The sequence below is a fragment of the Pseudomonas sp. P4_C3 genome (assembly GCF_056402075.1).
In genome coordinates this window covers 1-23,987 of sequence record NZ_JBFUIC010000067.1, presented here as the reverse complement: position 1 = coordinate 23,987, position 23,987 = coordinate 1, and the positions used below count along the sequence as shown (strand labels likewise).

At 59.5% G+C, this 23,987-nt stretch carries 22 protein-coding genes and 1 pseudogene; 15 read left to right on the top strand and 8 right to left on the bottom strand.

The annotated features are described in order from the left end of the window. The 9 genes from rimM to AC1DVH_RS13725 form a co-directional block, all read left to right on the top strand. A partial coding sequence (gene rimM, locus AC1DVH_RS13765) for a ribosome maturation factor RimM (RefSeq protein ID WP_477754256.1) occupies nucleotides 1-383 on the top strand: 383 nt, incomplete at its 5' end. Between the two features lie 2 nt (nucleotides 384-385). Then, nucleotides 386-1,138 (top strand): tRNA (guanosine(37)-N1)-methyltransferase TrmD, encoded by a 753-nt coding sequence (gene trmD, locus AC1DVH_RS13760; protein WP_007897583.1) that lies wholly within the window; start codon nucleotides 386-388, stop codon nucleotides 1,136-1,138. A 45-nt stretch (nucleotides 1,139-1,183) separates the two neighbouring features. Beyond that, a complete protein-coding gene (gene rplS, locus AC1DVH_RS13755; protein ID WP_003175895.1) occupies nucleotides 1,184-1,534 on the top strand; it encodes a 50S ribosomal protein L19 in 351 nt (116 codons plus the stop codon). 99 nt (nucleotides 1,535-1,633) lie between these two features. Beyond that, nucleotides 1,634-2,530: a site-specific tyrosine recombinase XerD gene (gene xerD, locus AC1DVH_RS13750; protein WP_477754255.1), complete on the top strand. Its 897-nt coding sequence runs from the start codon at nucleotides 1,634-1,636 to the stop codon at nucleotides 2,528-2,530. A 254-nt stretch (nucleotides 2,531-2,784) separates the two neighbouring features. Then, nucleotides 2,785-3,516: a bifunctional protein-disulfide isomerase/oxidoreductase DsbC gene (gene dsbC, locus AC1DVH_RS13745; RefSeq protein ID WP_477754254.1), complete on the top strand. Its 732-nt coding sequence runs from the start codon at nucleotides 2,785-2,787 to the stop codon at nucleotides 3,514-3,516. 133 nt (nucleotides 3,517-3,649) lie between these two features. Continuing rightward, nucleotides 3,650-4,954 (top strand): homoserine dehydrogenase, encoded by a 1,305-nt coding sequence (locus AC1DVH_RS13740; protein WP_007998527.1) that lies wholly within the window; start codon nucleotides 3,650-3,652, stop codon nucleotides 4,952-4,954. A 66-nt stretch (nucleotides 4,955-5,020) separates the two neighbouring features. After that, nucleotides 5,021-6,430 carry a threonine synthase gene (thrC, locus tag AC1DVH_RS13735; protein WP_223459908.1) on the top strand — a complete coding sequence of 470 codons (1,410 nt, stop codon included), beginning with the start codon at nucleotides 5,021-5,023 and terminating at the stop codon, nucleotides 6,428-6,430. A gap of 119 nt (nucleotides 6,431-6,549) precedes the next feature. Beyond that, nucleotides 6,550-7,905: a transporter substrate-binding domain-containing protein gene (locus AC1DVH_RS13730; RefSeq protein ID WP_477754253.1), complete on the top strand. Its 1,356-nt coding sequence runs from the start codon at nucleotides 6,550-6,552 to the stop codon at nucleotides 7,903-7,905. Between the two features lie 160 nt (nucleotides 7,906-8,065). Next, a complete protein-coding gene (locus AC1DVH_RS13725; RefSeq protein WP_477754252.1) occupies nucleotides 8,066-8,353 on the top strand; it encodes a DUF3509 domain-containing protein in 288 nt (95 codons plus the stop codon). A gap of 170 nt (nucleotides 8,354-8,523) precedes the next feature. Here AC1DVH_RS13725 and AC1DVH_RS13720 read toward each other — a convergent pair. Continuing rightward, nucleotides 8,524-8,901, bottom strand: a pseudogene (locus AC1DVH_RS13720) (TIGR02285 family protein); the annotation flags it as partial. A gap of 3 nt (nucleotides 8,902-8,904) precedes the next feature. Beyond that, nucleotides 8,905-10,104, bottom strand: a complete 1,200-nt coding sequence (locus AC1DVH_RS13715; RefSeq protein ID WP_477754251.1) for a CaiB/BaiF CoA transferase family protein — start codon at nucleotides 10,102-10,104, stop codon at nucleotides 8,905-8,907. Nucleotides 10,105-10,251: 147 nt separating this feature from the next. On the opposite strand from AC1DVH_RS13715, the gene AC1DVH_RS13710 reads away from it, so the two are divergent. The 3 genes from AC1DVH_RS13710 (at nucleotide 10,252) to AC1DVH_RS13700 (ending at nucleotide 13,957) form a co-directional block, all read left to right on the top strand. Beyond that, a complete protein-coding gene (locus tag AC1DVH_RS13710; protein WP_223459916.1) occupies nucleotides 10,252-10,794 on the top strand; it encodes a YaeQ family protein in 543 nt (180 codons plus the stop codon). A 66-nt stretch (nucleotides 10,795-10,860) separates the two neighbouring features. Beyond that, nucleotides 10,861-12,570, top strand: coding sequence for a single-stranded-DNA-specific exonuclease RecJ (gene recJ, locus AC1DVH_RS13705; RefSeq protein WP_477754250.1), 1,710 nt, complete (start codon nucleotides 10,861-10,863; stop codon nucleotides 12,568-12,570). 280 nt (nucleotides 12,571-12,850) lie between these two features. Next, nucleotides 12,851-13,957 carry an NADH:flavin oxidoreductase/NADH oxidase gene (locus AC1DVH_RS13700; RefSeq protein WP_477754249.1) on the top strand — a complete coding sequence of 369 codons (1,107 nt, stop codon included), beginning with the start codon at nucleotides 12,851-12,853 and terminating at the stop codon, nucleotides 13,955-13,957. Between the two features lie 67 nt (nucleotides 13,958-14,024). Here AC1DVH_RS13700 and glpD read toward each other — a convergent pair whose 3' ends face one another. The 4 genes from glpD to AC1DVH_RS13680 all read right to left on the bottom strand — a co-directional run bounded on the left by glpD (nucleotide 14,025) and on the right by AC1DVH_RS13680 (nucleotide 19,045). After that, the gene (gene glpD / locus AC1DVH_RS13695) at nucleotides 14,025-15,563 is read right to left on the bottom strand and encodes a glycerol-3-phosphate dehydrogenase (RefSeq protein ID WP_477754257.1); all 1,539 of its coding nucleotides are present in this window, start codon (nucleotides 15,561-15,563) and stop codon (nucleotides 14,025-14,027) included. 199 nt (nucleotides 15,564-15,762) lie between these two features. Further along, the gene (locus AC1DVH_RS13690; protein ID WP_007971301.1) at nucleotides 15,763-16,518 is read right to left on the bottom strand and encodes a DeoR/GlpR family transcriptional regulator; all 756 of its coding nucleotides are present in this window, start codon (nucleotides 16,516-16,518) and stop codon (nucleotides 15,763-15,765) included. Between the two features lie 95 nt (nucleotides 16,519-16,613). Next, nucleotides 16,614-18,119 carry a glycerol kinase GlpK gene (gene glpK, locus AC1DVH_RS13685; protein WP_477754248.1) on the bottom strand — a complete coding sequence of 502 codons (1,506 nt, stop codon included), beginning with the start codon at nucleotides 18,117-18,119 and terminating at the stop codon, nucleotides 16,614-16,616. Nucleotides 18,120-18,193: 74 nt separating this feature from the next. After that, nucleotides 18,194-19,045, bottom strand: coding sequence for an MIP/aquaporin family protein (locus AC1DVH_RS13680; protein ID WP_477754247.1), 852 nt, complete (start codon nucleotides 19,043-19,045; stop codon nucleotides 18,194-18,196). Nucleotides 19,046-19,393: 348 nt separating this feature from the next. Between AC1DVH_RS13680 and ybaK the strand changes: the two genes are divergently transcribed. Together ybaK and AC1DVH_RS13670 are read left to right on the top strand one after the other, a co-directional pair. Further along, nucleotides 19,394-19,864 carry a Cys-tRNA(Pro) deacylase gene (gene ybaK / locus AC1DVH_RS13675; RefSeq protein WP_477754246.1) on the top strand — a complete coding sequence of 157 codons (471 nt, stop codon included), beginning with the start codon at nucleotides 19,394-19,396 and terminating at the stop codon, nucleotides 19,862-19,864. An 89-nt stretch (nucleotides 19,865-19,953) separates the two neighbouring features. Further along, complete coding sequence (locus AC1DVH_RS13670) at nucleotides 19,954-20,736, top strand: PhzF family phenazine biosynthesis protein (protein ID WP_477754245.1); 783 nt, start codon at nucleotides 19,954-19,956, stop codon at nucleotides 20,734-20,736. A 124-nt stretch (nucleotides 20,737-20,860) separates the two neighbouring features. Here the strand turns inward: AC1DVH_RS13670 and AC1DVH_RS13665 are convergent, their stop codons facing one another. Both AC1DVH_RS13665 and argF read right to left on the bottom strand, forming a co-directional pair. Then, nucleotides 20,861-21,970 carry an ABC transporter ATP-binding protein gene (locus AC1DVH_RS13665; protein WP_477754244.1) on the bottom strand — a complete coding sequence of 370 codons (1,110 nt, stop codon included), beginning with the start codon at nucleotides 21,968-21,970 and terminating at the stop codon, nucleotides 20,861-20,863. Continuing rightward, entirely contained in the window at nucleotides 21,967-22,887 is a 921-nt protein-coding gene (argF, locus tag AC1DVH_RS13660; protein ID WP_218426903.1) for an ornithine carbamoyltransferase, read from the bottom strand. Before argF ends, AC1DVH_RS13665 begins: the two co-directional genes overlap by 4 nt. 573 nt (nucleotides 22,888-23,460) lie before the next feature. Here argF and AC1DVH_RS13655 point away from each other — a divergent pair. Beyond that, nucleotides 23,461-23,987 (top strand): molybdopterin-dependent oxidoreductase (locus AC1DVH_RS13655; RefSeq protein WP_477754243.1); only part of this gene is annotated, 527 nt, incomplete at its 3' end.

The following is a 23,987-nucleotide window of genomic DNA, read 5'->3' as shown; positions in this document are numbered from 1 at the left end:
ATGTAAAGCAGGTAGAGCTGGTCAGCGGACGCGGGAACGACAAGTTCCTGGTCGCAAAGCTCAAGGGTCTCGATGATCGCGAAGAAGCTCGTCTTCTGGCCGGTTATGAGATCTGCGTGCCGCGCAACCTGTTCCCTGAACTCACCGACGGCGAGTACTACTGGTACCAGCTGGAAGGTCTCAAGGTCATCGACACTCTCGGACAACTGTTCGGGAAAATCGATCACCTGCTGGAGACCGGCTCGAACGATGTCATGGTGGTCAAGCCTTGCGCTGGCAGCCTGGATGATCGCGAACGCCTGTTGCCCTATACGGAGCAATGCGTGTTGGCCATCGACCTGGCCGCGGGCGAGATGAAGGTGGATTGGGACGCGGATTTCTAAGCGTGGCTAACTTGCGCGTAGAAGTGATCAGTCTGTTTCCCGAGATGTTTTCCGCCATCAGCGAGTACGGCATCACCAGTCGGGCGGTGAAACAGGGGCTCTTGCAGCTCACCTGTTGGAATCCGCGAGACTACACGACGGATCGACATCACACTGTGGACGATCGCCCGTTTGGCGGTGGTCCGGGCATGGTGATGAAGATCAAGCCCCTGGAAGATGCTCTGGTTCAGGCCAAGGCAGCAGCCGGGGAGGCGGCGAAGGTGATTTACCTGTCCCCCCAAGGCCGTCAACTGACTCAGTCGGCGGTACGCGAGTTGGCGAATCTGGATGCATTGATCCTGATTGCCGGCCGCTATGAAGGCATTGACGAGCGTTTTATTGATGCTCATGTCGATGAAGAGTGGTCGATTGGCGACTATGTACTGTCTGGCGGCGAGCTGCCGGCAATGGTCCTGATCGATGCGGTTACACGACTGCTGCCTGGAGCTTTAGGGCATGCGGACTCCGCCGAGGAAGATTCCTTTACGGATGGTTTGCTGGATTGCCCGCACTACACCCGACCGGAGGTGTATGCGGATCAGCGTGTTCCCGACGTATTGCTAAGTGGCAATCACGCGCACATCCGGCGTTGGCGTTTACAGCAGTCCCTTGGTCGGACTTTTGAACGACGCGCCGATCTTCTGGAAAGCCGCTCGCTTTCTGGAGAAGAGAAGAAGCTGCTCGAGGAATACATCCGCGAGCGGGACGATAGTTAACAACGTATCGATGGTAGATCCGACGATTTACCTTAGGAGCACAGCATGACTAACAAAATCATCCTTGCACTCGAAGCAGAGCAGATGACCAAAGAGATCCCTACCTTTGCCCCGGGCGACACCATTGTCGTTCAGGTGAAAGTGAAGGAAGGCGACCGTTCGCGTCTGCAAGCGTTCGAAGGTGTTGTTATCGCCAAGCGTAACCGCGGCGTAAACAGTGCATTCACCGTTCGTAAAATCTCCAACGGTGTTGGCGTAGAGCGTACTTTCCAGACCTACTCCCCGCAAATCGACAGCATGGCTGTCAAGCGTCGCGGTGACGTACGTAAAGCCAAGCTGTACTACCTGCGCGACCTGTCGGGTAAAGCAGCTCGCATCAAGGAAAAACTGGCTTAAGTCCAGCTTCCGATGCAAAAAAAAGCAGCCTGCGGGCTGCTTTTTTGTTGTCTGCGATTTATCTTCCCTGGCCGTATTGCCGGTCTTGCCTGAGCCTTTATGCCTGCCATTGATCATCCCCTGATTGACCAGTTTCTCGACGCTCTTTGGCTGGAGAAAGGTCTCTCCGATAACACTCGAGACGCCTATCGTAGTGACCTGGCGTTGTTCAACGGCTGGTTACAGGACAATGGACTGGAGCTGGTCAATGCCGGGCGAGAGTTGATTCTCGACCACCTGGCCTGGCGCCTGGAGCAAAACTACAAGCCTCGTTCCACTGCTCGATTTCTCTCGGGTGTGCGTGGCTTTTATCGCTACTTGCTACGGGAAAAGTTGATTACAGTCGATCCGACGTTACGCGTCGATATGCCGCAACTTGGCAGGCCATTGCCAAAATCCTTGTCGGAAGCAGACGTGGAAGCGCTGCTGAAGGCGCCGGATCTGAGCGAAGCCATCGGTCAGCGCGACCGCGCCATGCTCGAAGTGCTTTACGCTTGCGGCTTGCGGGTGACCGAGCTGATCAGCCTCACCCTGGAACAGGTCAATTTGCGCCAGGGCGTGTTGCGGGTGATGGGTAAGGGCAGCAAGGAGCGACTGGTGCCAATGGGTGAGGAGGCGATTGTCTGGGTCGAGCGCTACATGCGTGATGCGCGCAGTGAACTGCTGGGCGGGCGTCCCAGCGATGTGTTGTTTCCCAGTCAGCGTGGCGAGCAGATGACCCGCCAGACCTTCTGGCACCGGATCAAGCATCAGGCCAAGGTGGCGGGGATCGGCAAGTCACTGTCGCCACACACCTTGCGTCATGCCTTCGCCACGCACCTGCTCAACCACGGTGCAGACCTGCGGGTGGTGCAGATGCTGTTGGGGCACAGCGACTTGTCGACGACCCAGATCTACACCCATGTTGCCCGGGCACGGCTGCAGGATCTGCATGCCAAACACCACCCCCGGGGTTAACCGAAACCCTGTGGGAGCGAGCTTGCTCGCGATAGCGGCCTGACAGTCGATACATGTTTTGGATGTGATGCCGTCATCGCGAGCAAGCTCGCTCCCACAGGGGGTTGTGGTGATCACAATGTCTTGCATCAGGTGCATTCGGCCATGCGAACCTTATGTGATAGGCTGGGCCAGTTTGCACGATGGGCGGTTATGACCCGGTGTTTCGGCACGGGCGTTCTGATCGTCCCATATGTTCGCCTTCAGGAGTTCTCATGCGTCTGACCCAGATTTTCGCCGCCGCAGCCATTGCGTTGGTCAGCACCTTTGCCGTCGCCGATGACGCGGCCGACAAAGCCATTCGTAAAAGCCTGGAAAACCTCCAGCTCGAAGTGCCAGTGGAAAGCATCACCGCCAGCCCGTTGCCAGGCCTGTACGAAGTCAAGCTCAAAGGCAGCCGCGTGCTGTATGCCAGTGCCGACGGCCAGTACGTAGTTCAGGGCTACCTGTTCGATCTCAAGGACGGCAAGCCGGTCAACCTGACCGAGAAAACCGAGCGCCAGGGGATCTCCAAGCTGATCAACGACATCCCGGTTGCCGAAACCGTTGTCTACCCGGCCATTGGCGAAACCAAGTCGCACATCACCGTATTCACCGACACCACCTGCCCGTACTGCCACAAACTGCATGCCGAAGTGCCTGAGCTGAACAAGCGCGGCATCGAAGTGCGTTACGTCGCGTTCCCGCGCCAGGGCCTGGGCTCGCCGGGTGACGAACAGCTGCAAGCGGTGTGGTGCTCGAAGGACAAGAAGGCGGCCATGGATAAAATGGTCGACGGCAAGGAAATCAAGGCCGCCAAGTGCGATAACCCGGTTTCCAAACAGTTCGCACTCGGCCAGTCGATCGGCGTGAACGGTACACCGGCCATCGTTTTGGCCGACGGTCAGGTCATTCCGGGCTACCAGCCTGCGCCACAAGTCGCCAAACTGGCGCTGGGCGCAAAGTAAATTCGCATCGTCACGGCAAGCCTTGACGATCATGGTCCGGTAGCGACATTCGCCGGGCCATCAATAGAGAGCCGCGAGTCTGCGGTTGTTTTCACGGCCGGCCTCGAGTCGGCCGTTTTATGGGGAGTTCACAGTGAAACCGGTCAAAGTAGGCATCTGTGGGTTAGGAACCGTCGGTGGCGGTACCTTCAACGTACTTCAGCGCAACGCCGAGGAAATTGCTCGTCGTGCCGGGCGTGGGATCGAAGTGGCACAAATTGCCATGCGCACGCCAAAGCCTCAGTTCCAAACGACCGGTATTGCGATTACCAACGATGTCTTCGAAGTGGCCACGAACCCTGAGATCGACATCGTTATAGAGCTGATGGGCGGCTACACCGTTGCCCGCGAGCTGGTACTCAAGGCCATCGAGAATGGCAAGCATGTGGTCACCGCGAACAAGGCACTTATCGCCGTTCACGGTAATGAAATTTTCGCCAAGGCCCGCGAGAAGGGCGTGATCGTTGCGTTCGAAGCGGCGGTAGCCGGTGGTATTCCAGTGATCAAGGCGATCCGCGAAGGCCTGTCGGCCAACCGCATCAACTGGGTGGCCGGTATCATCAACGGCACCGGCAACTTCATCCTGACGGAAATGCGCGAGAAGGGTCGCACCTTCGAAGACGTATTGGCCGAAGCCCAGGCACTGGGTTACGCCGAAGCCGATCCGACCTTCGACGTCGAGGGTATCGACGCCGCTCACAAGCTGACGATCCTGGCGTCCATCGCGTTCGGTATCCCGCTGCAATTCGACAAGGCCTACACCGAAGGCATCACCAAACTGACCACCGCCGACGTCAACTACGCCGAAGCGCTGGGCTACCGCATCAAGCACCTGGGCGTGGCGCGCAGCACCGCGGCGGGTATCGAACTGCGCGTGCACCCGACGCTGATCCCGGCCGATCGCCTGATCGCCAATGTCAACGGCGTGATGAACGCGGTGATGGTCAACGGCGATGCTGCCGGTTCGACCCTGTTCTACGGCGCTGGCGCCGGCATGGAACCGACCGCTTCGTCGGTGATCGCCGACCTGGTGGACGTGGTCCGCGCCATGACTTCCGACCCGGAAAACCGGGTGCCGCACCTGGCATTCCAGCCGGATTCGCTGTCGGCTCACCCGATCCTGCCGATCGAAGCCTGCGAAAGCGCCTACTACCTGCGTATTCAGGCCAAGGACCATCCGGGCGTATTGGCTCAGGTCGCAAGCATCCTCTCGGAGCGCGGCATCAACATCGAGTCGATCATGCAGAAGGAAGCCGAGGAGCACGACGGCCTGGTGCCGATGATCCTGCTGACCCACCGCGTGCTGGAACAGCACATCAACGACGCCATCGCTGCTTTGGAAGCCTTGGCGGGTGTGGTCGGTCCGGTTGTACGGATCCGTGTCGAGCACCTGAACTAAGCCGATATCGTTGAGCGGGTTCGCTTGCGGGCCCGGCACTACGAACACTGTCCATTGGAGTCAGTCATGCGTTACATCAGTACCCGCGGCCAGGCACCGGCCCTGAATTTCGAAGACGTCCTGCTGGCAGGCCTTGCCACCGACGGCGGTCTGTACGTCCCGGAAAACCTGCCACGTTTCACCCAGGAAGAAATCGCGTCCTGGGCCGGCCTGCCGTATCACGAGCTGGCCTTCCGGGTCATGCGCCCGTTCGTTACCGGCAGCATCCCCGACGCCGATTTCAAGAAAATCCTTGAAGAAACCTACGGCGTGTTCGCCCACAGCGCCGTTGCGCCGCTGCGTCAGCTGAACGGCAACGAATGGGTGCTGGAGCTGTTCCACGGCCCGACCCTGGCGTTCAAGGACTTCGCCCTGCAATTGCTCGGTCGCCTGCTCGACTACGTGCTGGAAAAGCGCGGCGAGCGCGTGGTGATCGTCGGTGCCACCTCCGGTGACACCGGCTCGGCCGCCATCGAAGGCTGCAAGCACTGCGAAAACGTCGACATCTTCATCCTGCACCCGCACAACCGCGTGTCCGAAGTGCAGCGTCGGCAGATGACCACCATTTTTGGTGAGAACATCCACAACATCGCCATCGAAGGCAACTTCGATGACTGCCAGGAAATGGTCAAGGCGAGCTTCGCCGACCAGGGTTTCCTCAAGGGCACTCGCCTGGTGGCCGTGAACTCGATCAACTGGGCGCGGATCATGGCCCAGATCGTTTACTACTTCCACGCGGCCCTGCAGCTGGGCGGCCCGGCGCGTTCGGTGGCGTTCTCGGTGCCGACCGGCAACTTCGGCGACATCTTCGCCGGTTACCTGGCGCGCAACATGGGCCTGCCGATCAACCAGTTGATCGTCGCCACCAACCGCAACGACATCCTGCACCGCTTCATGAGCGGCAACCAGTACGTCAAGGAAACCCTGCACGCCACGCTGTCGCCGTCCATGGACATCATGGTGTCGTCGAACTTCGAACGCCTGCTGTTCGACCTGCACGGTCGCAACGGTGCGGCCATCGCCGGGCTGATGGATTCGTTCAAGCAGGGCGGCGGTTTCAGCGTCGAGCAAGAGCGCTGGACCGAAGCCCGCAAGTTGTTCGACTCGCTGGCCGTGGATGACGCGCAAACCTGCGAAACCATCGCTGAAGTCTACGAGCAGACTGGCGAAGTGCTGGATCCACACACGGCCATCGGCGTGAAAGCTGCGCGGGAATGCCGTCGCAGCCTGGACATTCCAATGGTGATCCTGGGCACCGCCCACCCGGTCAAATTCCCGGACGCCGTGGAAAAAGCCGGTGTAGGAAAAGCGCTCGAGCTGCCTGCACATCTTTCTGATTTGTTTGAACGAGACGAACGTTGCACCGTATTGCCAAATGACCTGAAGGCCGTGCAGGCCTTTGTCAGTCAGCATGGCAACCGCGGCAAGCCGCTGTAACCGGTCAGCGCTGTTACATTTTGAAGCCCGTCTCCTGACGGGCTTTTTCATTTCTGCATGCACACTTGTCGTGTTATCGCCGCGAAGGGACAGGCGAATGGATCACCAAGGACGTGGGAATGCTGTTTACAAGTGTGTTCAAGCCAGTCGCACGCTGGCTGTTTTTATTCGGCATGCTGGGAATCGCCGAATGGGGAGGGGCGAACCCTGCATCGATTCCGGAACGCGGGATGTCTGCCCCCCACTCAAAGGTCGTGCTGAATGACCAGGAGTTGCAATGGATGGCCAGCCATCCACGGGTCGTGGTCACGGCACTGGAATATCCGTTGTACCTGTTCAAGGATGAACATGGCCAATGGACGGGCTTGAACAGTGATCTGCTCAAGCGCATCAGTGACATGACGGGGTTGCAGTTCGTTTACGAACAGTCTTTTTCCACCGATCAGATGCTGGCCCATCTGGAAAGCGGCGCGGCGGATTTGAGTACGACCCTGGCGATGAATGACGAACGCAAGGTATTTCTCGATTTCAGCCATGCGTTCGGCGGTGCCGGATGGGTCTTTGTCGGGCAGGCTGGGGCGCCGCCGGTGCAGTCGCTGGAGGATATGGCGACGCGGGTACTGGTGCTGCCGACCCGGCATGCACTGGAAGCGGTGATCCGTCGTGATTATCCGTCCATCGAATTGCGTTCGGTTAAAACCTACGCCGAAGCCCGTGCCTGGGTTGAAAGCGACGAAGCCTACGTCACCATCGAAAACGAAATCGGCGCCCAGCATTTTCCGTCGGGTCGGCTGCAGATCGGGGCTGTAGTGCCGGGCAAATGGGATGCGGATTATCTGACGTTGCGCAAAGGTCAGCCGCAGTTGCTGAGTATCCTCAACAAGGCGCTTGAGGCGTTTCCTGCGCAGGAGCTGCGCGACCTTCGCCTGAAGTGGTTCGGCGGCGCTACCGTGCCACAGCCGCCTGGTCTCTGGCAGCGGATTGACCAGTGGGTCTGCTGGGGCATGTTTGTGCTCAGCCTGTTCGGGCTGTTGTCCCTGCTCTGGAATCGGCGGTTGGCGGTGGTGGTCAGGCAACGGGTCGAGGCCCAAAGGAGCCTGCGCGATCAGCTCGCCTTCCAGCATGCCCTGATGGATGCCATGCCTGACCCGATGTTTGTCCGTGATCTGCAAGGGCGCTTGATCATGTGCAACAAAAGTTATGAGGACGCCTTGTCGACACGTTTTGACCGGATGCAGGGGCGGCAGTTGATCGAGGTCGATGTCATGCCCAGACAAACCGCGGAACTGCTGCATGCCGAGTTTCTGGCGCAGTTGAGTACGCGCAGGACGCGCTTTTTCGAGCGTCAATTGATGTTCAAGGAAGGCGTCAGGGATATCTACCAGTGGACGGTGCCGTTTTACACGGCAGATGGCCAGCTACGAGGATTGTTGGGGGGCTGGGCCGACATCGCCCGTCGTACCCGACAGATGTGATGGTTGCGTTTTTTCTCTGTCATGTTCGCCGTGCATGCTCTCTTGACTGGGCTGCAGGTTCGCTTGCGGTCAGTACCCAGAACTTTCTTCTCGGGCCAGCGGTCATCTTTTTCAGGCATGCCCCAGGCACGTTGTTTCGGACTATTGAGTGGTGATCGGGATGGAAAGTATCAGTCTGTTGCTCGGTGAGGCGCTGAGCCCGTATCAGGTCACGTTGACCCCGTCAGGCATTCGTGGCGAATGCCGGATAACCTTGAAGAATGCTATCGGCGCGACCGTGGTCGAGCGCGCGTTCAATCAGGTCCAGTTGAATGACAAACGGCTGCTGACGGATGTGGTCGACGGTTTGCATCGCGACGTGCTGATCGCTGAAGGGCGCCTTGAGCCTTGTGTCATCGCGGCATTGCGTAATGCGGCGCAGGACAAGCTTCTGGCCAGCCGCAATTGAACGGATATTTGTGGGAACCTTCCCGCGCCCAGGTCAGTCAGACCTTGTAACAGCAGGATCGAGCATTGTGCTCCGGTGCTTGTAGCTTGCTGCTACTGGTCTCTAGGCAGGCCATGTTTAACCCCGGGTCGTCTCCCCACTTCCCGGGGTTTCTTTTTGCCCGGGATTTGTCAGGGCTGCGCCAGATTGTCGAAAAACGCCTTGGTGTCTTTCAGGTAATCGCTGCGACTCTCCGGATCCAGCCAGGCGGCGTAGGCCTCGTCAAGGCGTTCACGGGGAAGGGTGCGCAGTACCTGGTTGATCTCGACAATGGCCTGCCGGCCCTTTGGCGTGTCGGTGCAGCCGATGTAACCGGACAGGTACTTGCCAGTGCCACGGATCGGATAGAACTGCAATTCATCTTCGGCGATACCTTGCAGTGAGGCCTGGTAACGAATTTCCGGGCGATAACCCAACAGCAGGCGCAAGCGCCCCAGGCGCTGCATCTGTAGCAGGCTGCCCAAGGCGTCATTGCCGTAATGAGCGGTCAGCGCGTCGGCTGGCGCTTCAGCTTAGATGGCTCCGTCTTTGCGCAACTGTGCGATCTGCGTCGCGTCATAGCCAAGTTCCTGGAGTACCTGTGCGTTGTGCTCACCCAATTGTGGCCCGACCCATTCACATTCCCCAGGTGTCTCTGAGAGTTTCGGCACAATGCCCGGCATCTTGAAGTCTTTGCCGTCCGGCAGCTTGGCCTGCAGGAACATTTCCCGCGCCAGGTACTGAGGGTCATTGAACATGTCTTCGGCGCTGAAGATCCGGCTGGCCGGCACCTCGGCCTGATTGAGCCGCGCCAGCACCGTGTCCAGCGGCAACGAGTTGACCCAGCGATCGATGACGCCATAAATCTCGTCGCGTCGGGCATCGCGGCCATCGTTGCTGGCAAGCAGAGGATCGTTGGCCAGGTCTTCCCGGTCAATGATCAGCATGAAACGTTTGAAAATCGCGTCGCCATTGGCGCCGATCTGCACGTGCTTGCCATCGGCGCTGGTGTGGATCGAGGACGGGGTGATGCCCGGCATGATGTTGCCCGTGCGTTCGCGAATGAAGCCGAACACATCGAACTCCGGGACCATGCTTTCCATCATCGCGAAGATGGCTTCGTACAGCGCCACGTCCACCACTTGCCCCTGGCCACCGTTGACCTCGCGATGACGCAGGGCCATCAGTGCGCCGATCACGCCCCAGAGCGCGGCAATCGAGTCGCCGATGGAAATGCCGGTGYGCACCGGTGGCCGGTCTTCGAAGCCGGTGATGTAGCGCAGGCCCCCCATGGATTCACCAACTGCGCCAAAGCCGGGCTGATCTTTCATCGGGCCGGTCTGGCCGAAACCCGACAGCCGCACCATGACCAGTTTCGGGTTCAAGGTGTGCAGGACGTCCCAGCCCAGGCCGAGTTTCTCCAGGACGCCGGGACGAAAGTTTTCGATCAGAATGTCTGCTTCACCCAGCAGCTGTTTCAGGATCGCCTGACCGTCAGGGTGCTTGAGATTGAGGGTCAGGGACTTTTTATTGCGGGCCTGGACGAACCACCACAACGAAGTGCCTTCATACAACTTGCGCCATTTGCGCAATGGATCACCGCCGTCCGGGGACTCGACCTTGATCACATCGGCACCGAATTCAGCGCAAATGCGCGAAGCAAACGGGCCGGCAATCAAGGTACCCAATTCGATGACTTTCAGACCGGAAAGCGGTTTGGCGGTGAGCGGCATGCGGGATCCTGCAGGACAAGGGATGAGCGATTAGAGCGTTTTAACATAGCCGACTGTCAGGCGCTCCAGCTTGATTGTGTTCAATTCGTGGATTGCCCGTCGCATCGGTTAGACTTGCCGCCTTTCCTCGTATCAAGAAGCCCGTTCATGGCCCAGCCGTCCACGACCTACAAGTTTGAACTGAACCTCACCGACCTCGACCGCAGCGTCTACGAGAGCGTGAAGCAGACCATCGCCCGTCACCCTTCGGAAACCGAAGAGCGCATGACCGTGCGCCTGCTGGCCTACGCCCTCTGGTACAACGAGCAACTGTCTTTTGGCCGTGGTCTGTCGGAAGTGGATGAACCGGCCTTGTGGGAAAAAAGTCTGGATGACCGCGTCCTGCACTGGATCGAAGTCGGCCAGCCCGATGCCGAGCGCCTGACCTGGTGCTCGCGCCGCACCGAGCGCACCAGCCTGCTGGCCTATGGCAGCCTGCGCGTCTGGGAAACCAAAGTGATCCCGGCGATCAAAAATCTGAAAAACGTACATATCGCGGCTGTTCCGCAGGAAGTCCTGGAAACCCTGGCCAAAGACATGCCGCGCGTTATCAAGTGGGACGTGATGATCAGCGAAGGAACGATTTTCGTCACCGACGACCGTGGTCAGCACGAAGTCCAGTTGCAGTGGCTGGCCGGTGAGCGCGGCTGATTATTCGCCATTGCACCGCGTCACCCGGTTTTATCCTACGTATCGAAGAGAAGCATCATTCACCCCATGCGCATCGAACCTCGCCTGCTGCCCGACACCCTGCCATTCCTCGGTGATATTCCGCCGCTGCTGACCCGCCTGTACGCGGCGCGGGGTGTGCAATCCGAGGCAGAACTGGACAAGAGCCTGGCGCGGTTGATTCCGTTCCAGCAGCTCAAGGGCATCGATGCCGCCGTGGATCTGCTGGTGACGGCGCTCGAACAGCGCCAGCGCATTCTTATCGTCGGCGACTTCGATGCCGACGGCGCGACGGCCAGCACTGTGGGCACGCTGGGCCTGCGTTTGCTGGGCGCGGCGCATGTCGATTATCTGGTGCCAAACCGTTTCGACTACGGCTACGGCCTGACACCGGAGATCGTCGCGGTGGCGCTTGAGCGTCAGCCGCATTTACTGATTACCGTCGACAACGGCATCTCCAGCGTCGAAGGCGTGGCCGCGGCGAAAAAGGCCGGGCTCAAGGTGCTGGTTACCGATCACCACTTGCCCGGTGACGAGCTGCCGTTAGCCGACGCCATCGTCAATCCGAACCAGCCAGGTTGTGAGTTCCCGAGCAAGGCACTGGCCGGGGTCGGGGTGATTTTCTATGTGCTGATGGCCCTGCGTGCGCGGTTGCGCGAACTGGGCTGGTACACAAGCAAGCCGCAGCCGAATATCGGCGAACTGCTCGATCTGGTGGCCTTGGGCAGTGTGGCCGACGTGGTGCCGCTGGATGCCAACAACCGGATTCTGGTGCATCAGGGCCTGGAGCGCATTCGTGCCGGACGTTCCCGGCCGGGGATCAAGGCGATCCTCGAGGTGGCCAAGCGTGACCATGCACGTATCACTTCCACCGACCTGGGCTTCATTGTCGGCCCGCGGCTGAACGCGGCGGGGCGCCTGGATGACATGAGCCTGGGCATCGAATGCCTGCTGACCGAAGACGCCGGTCTGGCCCGTGAGATGGCGGCGCAACTGGACGGCATGAACCAGGATCGCAAATCCATCGAGCAAGGCATGCAGCGTGAAGCGCTGGCGCAGCTCAAGGATCTGCCGGTGGAGTCGATGCCGTTCGGCTTGTGCCTGTTCGATCCCGAGTGGCATCAGGGCGTCATCGGTATCCTCGCGTCACGGATGAAAGAGCGCTATTTCCGCCCGACCATCGCCTTTGCCGATGCCGGAGATGGCCTGCTCAAGGGCTCGGGGCGTTCGGTCCAGGGCTTTCACATCCGCGACGCCCTGAGCGTGGTGGCGGCGCAGCATCCGAATCTGATCACCAAATACGGTGGCCACGCGATGGCGGCCGGCCTGACGCTACCGGAAGAAAATTTCCCCATGTTCGCCGAAGCCTTTGACGCTGAAGTGCGCCGGCAACTGCGCGAAGAAGACCTGACTGGCCGCCTGTTGTCGGACGGCACCCTGGCGGTGGAAGAGTTTCACCTGGAGCTGGCCCGTGCCCTGCGGCATGCCGGTCCTTGGGGGCAGCACTTCCCGGAACCCTTGTTTCATGGGGTGTTCCAGTTGGTCGAGCAGCGCGTCGTTGGCGAACGGCACCTTAAAGTCGTACTGAAAAGTGAATGTGGTTCGGTGAAACTCGACGGCATTGCCTTCGGGATCGACCGCGACATCTGGCCGAATCCGACCATCAAGTGGGTGGAACTGGCCTACAAACTCGACCTCAACGAGTTTCGTGGCAACGAGACGGTCCAGCTGATGATTGCCCACATCGAACCGCGTTGAGCCCACACCTGTAGGAGCGAGCTCGCTCGCGATGGACGACAGGACACCGCGGGGTATCAGGTTCCCGGCGCCATCGTTCACGTCCATCGCGAGCGAGCTCGCTCCTACAAGGGGGCGACATCCGTCGATGTCGACTAGGCTCTAAGCACTGCTTGATTTTGGCCTTGTGACGTCTTGTCGAATTTTTTGCCCGCGGGGGCGGGTGCTGTACCTTTTTCCTGTCACTCGTCGACTATTCAAACAGAACCTGGAGCCTGCCCACTGATTCGAGAGGTGCCCCATGAGTCTGCTGCTTGAACCCTTTACCCTTCGCCAATTGACCCTGCCCAACCGCATCGCGGTATCGCCGATGTGCCAGTACTCCAGTGCCGATGGCCTGGCCAATGACTGGCACCTGGTCCACCTCGGCAGCCGCGCTGTCGGCGGGGCCGGGCTGGTGTTTACCGAAGCCACGGCGGTCACCGCCGACGGGCGTATCACCGCTCAGGACCTCGGTCTGTGGAATGACGAGCAGATCGAACCCCTGCAACGCATCACCCGCTTCATCAACGCCCAGGGCGCCGTTGCCGGCATTCAGCTGGCCCATGCCGGGCGCAAGGCCAGCACCTACCGGCCGTGGCTCGGCAAGCATGGCAGCGTCAAGCCCGATGAGGGCGGCTGGGTGCCGGTCGGACCTTCACCGATCGCGTTCGATCCACAGCACACCCAACCCAGACAATTGGATGACGGCGAGATCGCGAAGGTGATCCAGGCCTTTGTCGATGCGGCAAAACGCTCACTGACGGCCGGTTTCAAGGTGGTCGAAGTGCACGCGGCCCATGGTTACCTGCTGCATCAGTTCCTGTCGCCGTTGAGCAATCAGCGTCGCGATCAATATGGCGGCTCCTTCGAAAATCGTATTCGGCTGGTGCTGCAGGTCACCGAAGCGGTGCGTGCGGTGTGGCCTGAAGAGTTGCCGGTGTTTGTCCGGGTCTCGGCCACCGACTGGGTGGAAGATGGCTGGAACCCCGATGAAACGGTGGAACTGGCACGCCGCCTCAAAGCCCTGGGGGTCGACCTGATCGACGTCTCGTCGGGCGGGACGGCGGTGAATGCGGAGATTCCCACAGGACCGGGTTACCAGACCCGCTTCGCCGAGCGTGTACGCAAGGAGTCGGGCATGGCCACCGGCACGGTTGGCATGATCACCGAGCCGGCCCAGGCCGAGCACATCCTGCGCACCTGTCAGGCGGACATCATCTTCCTGGCCCGTGAGTTGTTGCGCGATCCCTACTGGGCGTTGCATGCAGATGACGATCTGGGCGGGCACAAGGCCGTGTGGCCGGCGCAGTATCAGCGGGCGACTCACCGTGAGCAGCCGATTCATGAATCGGATTTGCGCGACTGAAATCCATCGATACGAAAAAGCCCCTGAATCGCGAGATTCAGGGGCTTTTGTTTATGCCGGTGACCGATCAGGCCGCTTCGATCTTGCTGCGGTTCTGTTCGACCTGGTTCAAGTAATCCTTGAGCTTTTCCTGTTCGGCCGCCGTCGTGAACAAACCGAGCTTGCTGCGACGCCAGAGGATGTCGTGGGCGCTGGTGGCCCATTCTTCGTTGCACAGATAGTCGACTTCGCGGGTGTAGAGACCGCCGCCGATGTGCTCGCCCATATCGCTGAGGTCCTGTACGCCTTCGAGCATACGCCAGGTACGGCTGCCGTAGGTGGTGGCCCAGCGGCGAGCGATCTCGCTCGGTACCCAGTCGAATTTGTCGCGGATACGCGAGCTCAAGGCTTGCGGGGTGGTCATGTCTTCACCGCCCGGCAGCGTGGCGCTGGCGGTCCAGCTTGGCTTGATGTGTTTGAAATACGGTGCCAGTTGCGCCAGCGCCGACTCGGCCAGTTTGCGATAGGTGGTGAGCTTGCCGCCGAACACCGACAGCAACGGAGCCTCTTCGCCTGTGCCAGACAGCGCCAGGGTGTAATCGCGGGTCACGGCCGACGGGTTGTCGGATTCGTCGTTGCACAGCGGGCGCACACCGGAATAGCTGTGCAGGATGTCGTCGCGGCTGATCTGCTTTTTGAAATGGGCATTGACCACGTTCAGCAGGTAATCGGTTTCGCCATCGGTAATTGCCACTTTCGCCGGATCGCCGGTGTACTCGCGGTCGGTGGTGCCGATCAGGGTGAAGTGATTCAGGTACGGAATGGTGAACACGATGCGCTGATCTTCGTTCTGCAGGATGTGCGCGTGTTCGCCTTCGTATAGTTTCGGCACGATCAGATGGCTGCCCTGGATCAGGCGGATGCCGTATGGCGATTCCATCTTCAAGTCATCGCGAATGAACTTGGCGACCCATGGCCCGGCCGCATTGACCAATGCCTTGGCGCGGATCGAAAACAGACTGCCATCGGCACGCTCCAGGTGCAGGTGCCACAGGCCCTTGGTGCGACGCGCGCTGACGCAGCGGGTCTGGGTGTGAACGTGGGCGCCGTTTTCCCGGGCGGCCATGGCGTTCAACACCACCAGGCGCGCGTCATCCACCCAGCAATCGGAGTATTCGAAGCCCTTGGTGATCTCGCTTTTCAGTGCGTTGTCAGGGCCGAACTTCAGGCTTTTCGAACCTTGCAGTTGCTCGCGCTTGCCCAGGTTGTCATAGAGAAACAGACCGGCGCGAATCATCCACGCCGGGCGCAGGTGCGGGCGGTGCGGCAACACGAAACGCATTTGCTTGACGATGTGCGGAGCCTTGGCCAGCAGTACTTCACGTTCGGCCAAGGCTTCACGCACCAGGCGGAATTCGTAATGCTCGAGGTAGCGCAGGCCACCGTGAATCAGCTTGCTGCTGGCCGACGAGGTATGGCTGGCCAGGTCATCCTTTTCGCAAAGGAACACCGAGAGACCGCGACCGGCGGCATCCGCTGCGATCCCCACGCCATTGATCCCGCCACCGATGACGGCGATATCGTAAACCTCGGCGAGAGGGGGCGTGGGCAAGGTGGAAGTGGGCATCGGCTCGGCCTCGGAGTTCTTTGATGTTCTGTATTTGAATTCGAACATTAATGTTCATTTGCGAAAATACTAGCCCATAAAGACGCGCACAGCCAGCCAGCTTCGATTGAAAATACTCATCGAAGGGCCGTTAAAGGAAAATTTACGAACATAAAAGCAAAAGATCGCGCTCGGGCGATCTTTTAAGACTGGAAAGGGTTTAAACGACTTCCAGCCGAACCTTGTGCTGGTTCAGCAGTTGCGCCAGCGCCGGGGAAGGCTGCTGATCGGTGACCAGGCAATCGACGAGGCTGATCGGCCCCAGGCGAATCATGGCGTTGCGTCCGAATTTGCTGGAGTCGGCCGCGAGGATCACTTGCCGGGCATTGGCGATGATCGCCTGGGATACCCGCACTTCCTGATAGTCGAAGTCCAGCAGGCTGCCGTCTTCATCGATGCCGCTGATGCCCACCAGGGCGAAGTCGACCTTGAACTGATTGATGAAATCGACACTGGCCTGACCGACCACACCGCCGTCGCGCCGTACGTTGCCACCGGTCAGCAGCACGTCGAAGTCGTCCTTGGCGCTGAGCATCGAAGCCACATGCAGGTTGTTGGTGATGATTTTCAGGTGACTGTGGTTGAGCAGTGCCCGGGCAATGGATTCGGTGGTCGTGCCGATGTTGATGAACAACGAGGCATGGTCGGGAATCTGCGCGGCAATGGCTTCGCCGATACGCTGTTTCTCGTCGCGCATCTGATCGGCGCGCATGGCGTAGGCGGTGTTTTCAACGCTGGAGTCGTAAGCCGCGCCGCCGTGGTAGCGACGCAACAAATTGGCTTCCGCGAGCTGATTGATGTCGCGGCGGATGGTCTGCGGGGTAACAACGAACAACGTGGCCATTTCCTCGATRCTGACATAGCCGCGTTCGCGGACCAGTTCGAGGATTTGCTGCTGACGGGGAGGCAGATTCATTGGGCGTCCTTTGGGCTGCCGTRCAAAATTTGCCCATGATGCCGCAGGAATCYGCTCCCKACCAGTTACATACAGATACGAGCCCGTATCCCGGTTTATTCAGCCTCGTCTTCAGCTGCCCAATTGCGAGTACGGCTGACCGCTTTTTTCCACCCTGCGTAGAGTTTTTCCTTCGCGGCTTCGTCCAGCGTCGGCTCGAACTGGCGCTCGATCACAGCCTTGCCACGCAACTCTTCCAGGCTGCCCCAGAAGCCACAGGCCAGGCCTGCCAGGTAAGCCGCACCCAGCGCCGTGGTTTCGCGCATTTGCGGGCGCTCGACCTGCGTGCCGAGGATGTCGGCCTGGAACTGCATGAGGAAATTGTTGGCCACTGCACCGCCGTCCACGCGCAGAGCTTTCAGACGCTCCCCAGAGTCTTGCTGCATGGCGTCCAGCACGTCACGGGTCTGGTAGGCAATCGATTCCAGCGCGGCCCGAATGATGTGATCCACGCGTACGCCGCGGGTCAGTCCGAACAATGCACCACGGGCGTACGGGTCCCAGTACGGTGCGCCAAGTCCGGTGAAGGCCGGCACCAGGTACACGCCGTTGCTGTCCTTGACCTTGTTGGCGAAGTATTCGGTGTCGTGGGCGTCGTTGATGATCTTCAGTTCGTCACGCAGCCATTGCACGGTGGAGCCGCCGTTGAACACCGCACCTTCCAGGGCATAGGCCACCTCGCCACGCGGGCCGCAGGCGATGGTGGTCAGCATGCCGTGTCGGGATTTCACGGCTTTGTCGCCAGTGTTCATCAGCAAGAAGCAGCCAGTGCCGTAGGTGTTTTTCGCCTGGCCTGGCTCGACACACATCTGGCCGAACAGAGCGGCTTGCTGGTCACCGGCAATGCCGCCGATGGCGATGCCGCTTTTGGTGTGGCCGTAGATCTCGGACGACGATTTGACTTGCGGGAGCATCTCACGCGGGATGTCGAGGACTTCCAGCATCTTCGCGTCCCACTCCAGGGTGTGGATGTTGAAGAGCATGGTGCGCGAAGCGTTGGTGTAGTCGGTGACATGCACCTTGCCGCCGGTAAATTTCCAGATCAACCAGCTGTCGACGGTGCCGAACAGCAGCTCACCGTTGCGCGCGCGTTCGCGGCTGCCTTCGACGTTGTCGAGGATCCACTTGAGCTTGGTGCCGGAGAAATACGGGTCGGTGACCAGGCCTGTGGTGTCGCTGATGTATTGCTCGTGGCCATCGCGCTTCAGTTGCTGGCAGATCTCGGTGCTGCGTCGGCACTGCCAGACGATTGCGTTGTAGATCGGGCGGCCGGTGTTCTTGTCCCAGACCACGGTGGTTTCGCGCTGGTTGGTGATGCCGATGGCTGCTACCTGGTCATGGTGCAGGCCGGCTTGTGCAAGGGCCTCGACCATCACTGCGCTCTGGGTGGCGAAGATCTCCATCGGATCGTGCTCAACCCAGCCGGCTTGCGGGTAATGCTGAGCGAACTCCCGTTGGGCGGTGCAGACCACGTTCGCGTCGCGGTCGAAAATGATCGCGCGGGAGCTGGTCGTACCCTGATCGAGGGCAATGATGTAGTTCTTATTCTGTGTGTCGGTCATGTCGATTGCCTTGGACGAAATAAGGGAGTGAGGTCTGGCGCGTGATCAAAGGGCAGGGGCACGCGCCAACGGTATCAAGAAGTTCTGGGTTTGCCGTCAATGGCAGCTGTTGCATCCTTTGTAGCAGGTACAGCGCCGTGCAGATGGCGGGCAATCAGCCCGCGATAGGCGGCGGCGCCGAGGCAGGCACCGACAATCGGTGCAAAAACAGGAATCAGGAAATACGGAATATCGCGTCCGCCGGTGAAGGAAATTTCACCCCAGCCAGCGAAGAAAGTCATCAGTTTAGGACCGAAGTCCCGCGCAGGGTTCATGGCAAAACCGGTCAGCGGTCCCATCGAACTGCCGATCACCGCAATCAGCAGGCCGATCAGCAGCGGTGCCAACGGGCCTTTTGGCAGGCCATTGTTGTCATCGGTCAGGGACATGATCACGCCCATCAGGATGGCTGTAATGATCACCTCGACCAGAAATGCCTGGGCGGTGGTCAGCACAGGATTCGGGAAGGTGGAGAACACGGAGGCCAACTCAAGGCTGGCTTGAGTGCCGCGAACCATGTGGTGCGTTTGTTCGAATTCGAAGAATAGATTGCTGTAGAGCGTGTAGACCAACAGCGCTCCACAGAAGGCACCCGCCACTTGGGCGAGTACGTAGAAAGGCAATTTACGCTTTTCGAAGTCCGCGAAAATGCTCAGGGCAATACTGACGGCAGGGTTCAGATGAGCCCCGGAAACCCCGGCGGTAAGGTAGATCGCCATGCTGACGCCGACGCCCCAGATAACGCTGATTTCCCACAAGCCAAAACTGGCACCCGCGACCTTGAGCGCGGCAACACAGCCTGTACCAAAAAAGATCAGCAGCGCTGTACCCAGAAACTCGGCCATGCATTGGCTCGAGAGCGACGGTTGTTGTAAAGCAGTTGTCATTGAAACCTCAATTTTTTTTGTTGTCTGGCGCTTTTCCCATCATGGTCGGAGCGCGGTTTTCGCCGAGGCAGGATCCCCATCCTGGTCGCGGTTTACTGCTGGGTGCAGCGGTAGGACGTTTCGTACAGTTTCAGAAACGAAAAAATATAGACAAGAAACGCTGATGTCAAAGGTCGAAAGTGAACCATCGGTCACAAAAAAACTATTCGTTGCATGAATGAATGAGTCATTGCGCAATGGGATGGCCAGGCGATGGCGTTATGGATGCGCCGCCGTAGAGCCTTTTAACGATCAATGTCCTAGAATCGGGCGCAGTATTTTTCTTCTGCCGCCCAGTCTGGAGCTGTCATGACCCCCGCATTGGATTTGTTGAAAAAGGTTCGGGCCGAACATCGCGTACACAGTTACGAACATGACCCGAAGGCCGCCTCCTACGGGTTGGAAGCGGCGGAAAAACTCGGGCTCGATCCGGCGCAGGTGTTCAAGACTTTGCTGGCGGCCAGCGAAAAGGGCGAGTTGCTGGTGGCCGTGGTGCCGGTTGTCGGCAGCCTGGACTTGAAAGGGCTGGCCCACGCCGCGGGCGTGAAAAAGGTCGAAATGGCCGACCCGGCGGCAGCGCAACGCTCTACTGGCTATCTATTGGGCGGGATCAGTCCGCTGGGGCAGAAAAAGCGCTTGCGCACATTCATCGATAATTCAGCCCAGTCCTTCGCCAGTATTTTTGTCAGTGCGGGTCGACGTGGACTGGAAGTCGAACTGGCACCGGCCGTGCTGGCCGAGCACACCCAGGCGAAATTTGCCGATATCGGTCGGGTGTGAGCGCTGTATGGTGAAAATCTGCCCGCTCTGTCACTGGCGCTCGTTCGGCCGGCGCTGCATGCTCAGCGGACAAACCAAGGGAGAAGGTTATGCAGCTTGAGTTTCATCAGGTCGACGCGTTCAGCAATCAGCCGTTCAGTGGTAACCCGGCGATGGTCTATCGGCTCGATACCTGGCTCGCCGATGAGTTGATGCAAAAGATTGCCGCCGAGCACAACCTCGCCGAAACGGCGTTTGTCGTGCGCGAAGGGCAGGGCTGGCACATCCGCTGGTTTACGCCGACCACCGAGGTGCCATTGTGTGGTCACGCGACGCTGGCTAGCGCCTATGTGCTGTTTGAGATCTATAAAGAGCCTGTCGAGCGACTGGACTTCACCTGTAAGTCCGGCCCGTTGAGCGTGACGCGGGAGGGCGCAGGCCTGTGGCTGGACTTCCCGGCGATCACTGCGTCACCGGTGAACGCGGTCTCGGAAATCGAGCGTGCACTGGGTGTGAAGGCTGTTGAGGTACTGGGTTCGAATGAACTGTTTGTGGTGCTGGAGTCCGAGCAAGCCGTGCTCGACTGCAAGCCGGACATGGTGGCCCTGGCGAAACTGCCATGGTTGGGCGCCATCGTGACCGCGCGGGGCGAGCAGCACGATTTCGTTTCCCGCTATTTCGCCCCGGCAATCGGCATCAATGAAGACCCGGTGACCGGATCGACCCATTGCCTTCTGATTCCGTACTGGTCAAAGCATTTGGGCAAGTCGAGCCTGACGGCTTTTCAGCGTTCGGCGCGGGGTGGGGAATTGTTCTGTCGACTGGAAGGCGATCGGGTGAAGATCGGCGGGAATGCGACGCTCGTAGCAAGCGGAACGCTGATGTTGGGTTAACGCAAATCCARTGTAGGAGCGAGCTTGCTCGCGATGGACGACAACGATAACGCGTGCAACCGGAAGGAACGCGTTATCCAGACGTTTTTCGCGAGCAAGCTCGCTCCTACAGGGTTTTTGTGTATCAGCTAGCGGCGCTGTAACGCCGGACACCTGATTCAACAGCAGGAATCTGCGCCGCCGTGCTGCCGGACGCCTGGAACAGCACCAGGTGTTCAGCCGCGACACGAATACCCACATCCGCCCCAACCTGGCGATCGACATGGCTCGGGAAGATCGATTCCAGCTGTGCGCCTGTCGGCAGCTGCAAGCGATACAGGGTCGACGCACCCAGGAACGTCTTGCCGGCGATTCGCGCCTTCAGTGCGCTATCCGGCGCGTAGACGATATCGTCCGGGCGCAGCAGCACATCAACCGCACCCCCTACCGGCCAGGTGTAGGCCCGGTTGCCGCGCAATTCGCCGAGCTCGGTTTGCACCGATTCCGGGCTGCTCAACTGACCGCGAATGAAATAGCCCTGGCCGATGAAACTCGCCACGAAGGGTGTCAGCGGTTCGTGATACAGGTTGTAGGGCGTATCCCACTGTTCCAGGCGACCTTCCTTGAACACGCCAATGTGGTCACTGACTGCGAAGGCTTCTTCCTGGTCGTGAGTCACCAGAATCGCGCTGGTGCCTCGGGCCTTGAGGATGTCGCGTACTTCGTGGCTGAGCTTGCGGCGCAATTCACCATCGAGGTTGGAGAACGGCTCGTCGAGCAACAGCAATTGCGGATCCGGCGCCAGTGCGCGGGCCAGGGCGACACGTTGCTGCTGGCCACCTGAAAGTTCGTGGGGGAAGCGCTTGCCGAGGTTCTTCAGGTTGACCAGTTCCAGCAGTTCTTCGGTAACGCGATCCATTTGCGGATGCTTGCGAATGCCGAAGGCGATGTTGTCGGCCACGCTCAAATGCGGAAACRGCGCGTAGTCCTGGAACACCATGCCAATGCGACGTTTCTCCGGAGCAAGGGTGAAGCCGGCGCTGGAGATGGTTTCGCCCGCCAGCTGGATTTCGCCTTCATGTATCGGTTCAAAGCCGGCAATCGCCCGTAGTGTGGTGGTCTTGCCGCAGCCCGAAGAGCCGAGCAGGCAACCGATGTCACCAGCGTTCAGATGCAGGTTCAGGTTCTGTACTACACGCTGGTCCTGATAGCCGCAGGCGAGGTTGCGCAGGTTAAGCAGTAAAGGCTGGCTCATGCGTGGTGGTACGCCGGTTCGACGAGAAACTCGAGCAAGGCCTTTTGCGCGTGCAGGCGGTTTTCGGCTTGATCCCAGGCCACCGAACGTTTGTCGTCGAGCAGGTCGACGCTGATTTCTTCGCCGCGGTGCGCCGGCAGGCAATGCATGAACAGTACGTCTTCAGCGGCCAGGTCAAGCAGGGCGCGGTTGACCTGGTACGGTGCGAACAGCTTCAGACGCTTGGCGGTTTCTTCTTCCTGACCCATGGAGGTCCAGACGTCGGTGCTCACCAGGTGTGCACCGCGCACGGCTTCTTTCGGGTCGCGAACGATGGTGACCCGATCGCCGGCTTTGGCCACGAATTCAGGATTGGGCTCGTAGCCTTCCGGGCAGGCCACGCGCAACTGGAAGTCGAACTGGATCGCCGCTTCTATATAACTGTTGCACATATTGTTGCCGTCGCCGATCCAGGCCACGGTCTTGCCCTGGATGGAGCCGCGGTGTTCGAGGAAGGTCTGCATGTCCGCCAGCAACTGGCACGGATGCAGGTCATCGGACAGGCCGTTGATTACCGGTACGCGGGAGTTGGCGGCGAATTCGGTCAGGTTGCTGTGGGCAAAGGTACGGATCATCACTGCGTCGAGCATGCTCGACATGACGATGGCGCAGTCGCCGATCGGCTCGCCACGACCCAACTGGGTGTCACGTGGCGACAGAAAGATCGCCTGGCCGCCGAGCTGGATCATGCCGGCCTCGAAGGAGATCCGGGTGCGGGTCGAGGATTTCTCGAAAATCATCCCCAGGACGCGGTTTTTCAGAGGCTCGAACAGTACGCCGCGGTTACGCAGGTCCTTGAGCTCAACGCCTCGACGGATCACGCTGACCAGCTCTTCGGGCGTGCAATCCATCAGGGAGAGAAAGTGCCTTGCGCTCATCATTGACTACCTTTTGCTACAAACCGCAGATGCTCAAAGCCTTGTTTAACGGAACAACGGGCGAGACCTGCGGCGTAAGCCGCACGGGGCGACGAAATAGGGGAAGGCGCGATCTTATAATTAAATGTCGCGTCTTACCAATAGGGCTACAGTTTTTAGGGAGTTTCAGAGGTGCTACGGGTTTACCGAGGTAGCGCTTTTGAAGCCTGTTTCCTGATAGCAGCGCCTCATTTGTACACCGGCCTCTCGGGGCTTGGCAATCAGGCTGGGCGGCAATGGTGCGCTGACAGTCGGTTTCTGACCTGTCATTCATCAGCGCCGGGCTCGACGAACACCGGCGCCGGATCGACGAACTGAGCGGCGTGCGGGACCCCCACGGGCCAATTATGCCCTTCAGGAAATCCACTTGCTGGCGCCGTCCAAGCTGCCCTCGAACTGAACTCCGGCGGCCATCGGCTGGCCTGATAACCCTCGATTCACAAGACGAACGTCGCTGGCGCAGTGTTGGGTCTGGCGCCATAGTTTTGTTTCCGCGGCCAACGTTGCCCGCCAAAAACAAGACAGAGACTGGCCATGACCAAGACTCTCCATCACCGTGCGTGCCATTTGTGCGAAGCCATCTGTGGCCTGACCATCGAAACCACTGAGGTCGAAGGCGGTAACGTCCAGATCACTTCGATCAAGGGCGACCCCCAGGATACGTTCAGCCGTGGGCACATCTGCCCCAAGGCCGTGGCCCTGCAAGACATTCAGAACGATCCGGATCGTTTGCATCAGCCGATGCTGCGAGTAGGCAATGAATGGCAGCCCATCGAATGGGAGGCGGYATTCAATCTGGTCGCCGAACGCCTCGCCGCCATTCAGGAGCGTCACGGGCAAAACGCCGTGGCGGTCTATCAGGGCAATCCGAGCGTGCACAATTACGGGCTGATGACCCACAGCAATTACTTCCTCGGACTGCTGAAAACCCGCAACCGGTTTTCCGCCACTTCGGTCGATCAATTGCCCCATCACCTGACCAGTCATTTGATGTACGGCCACGGTCTGTTGCTGCCGATCCCGGACATCGATCACACCGATTTCATGCTGATCCTGGGTGG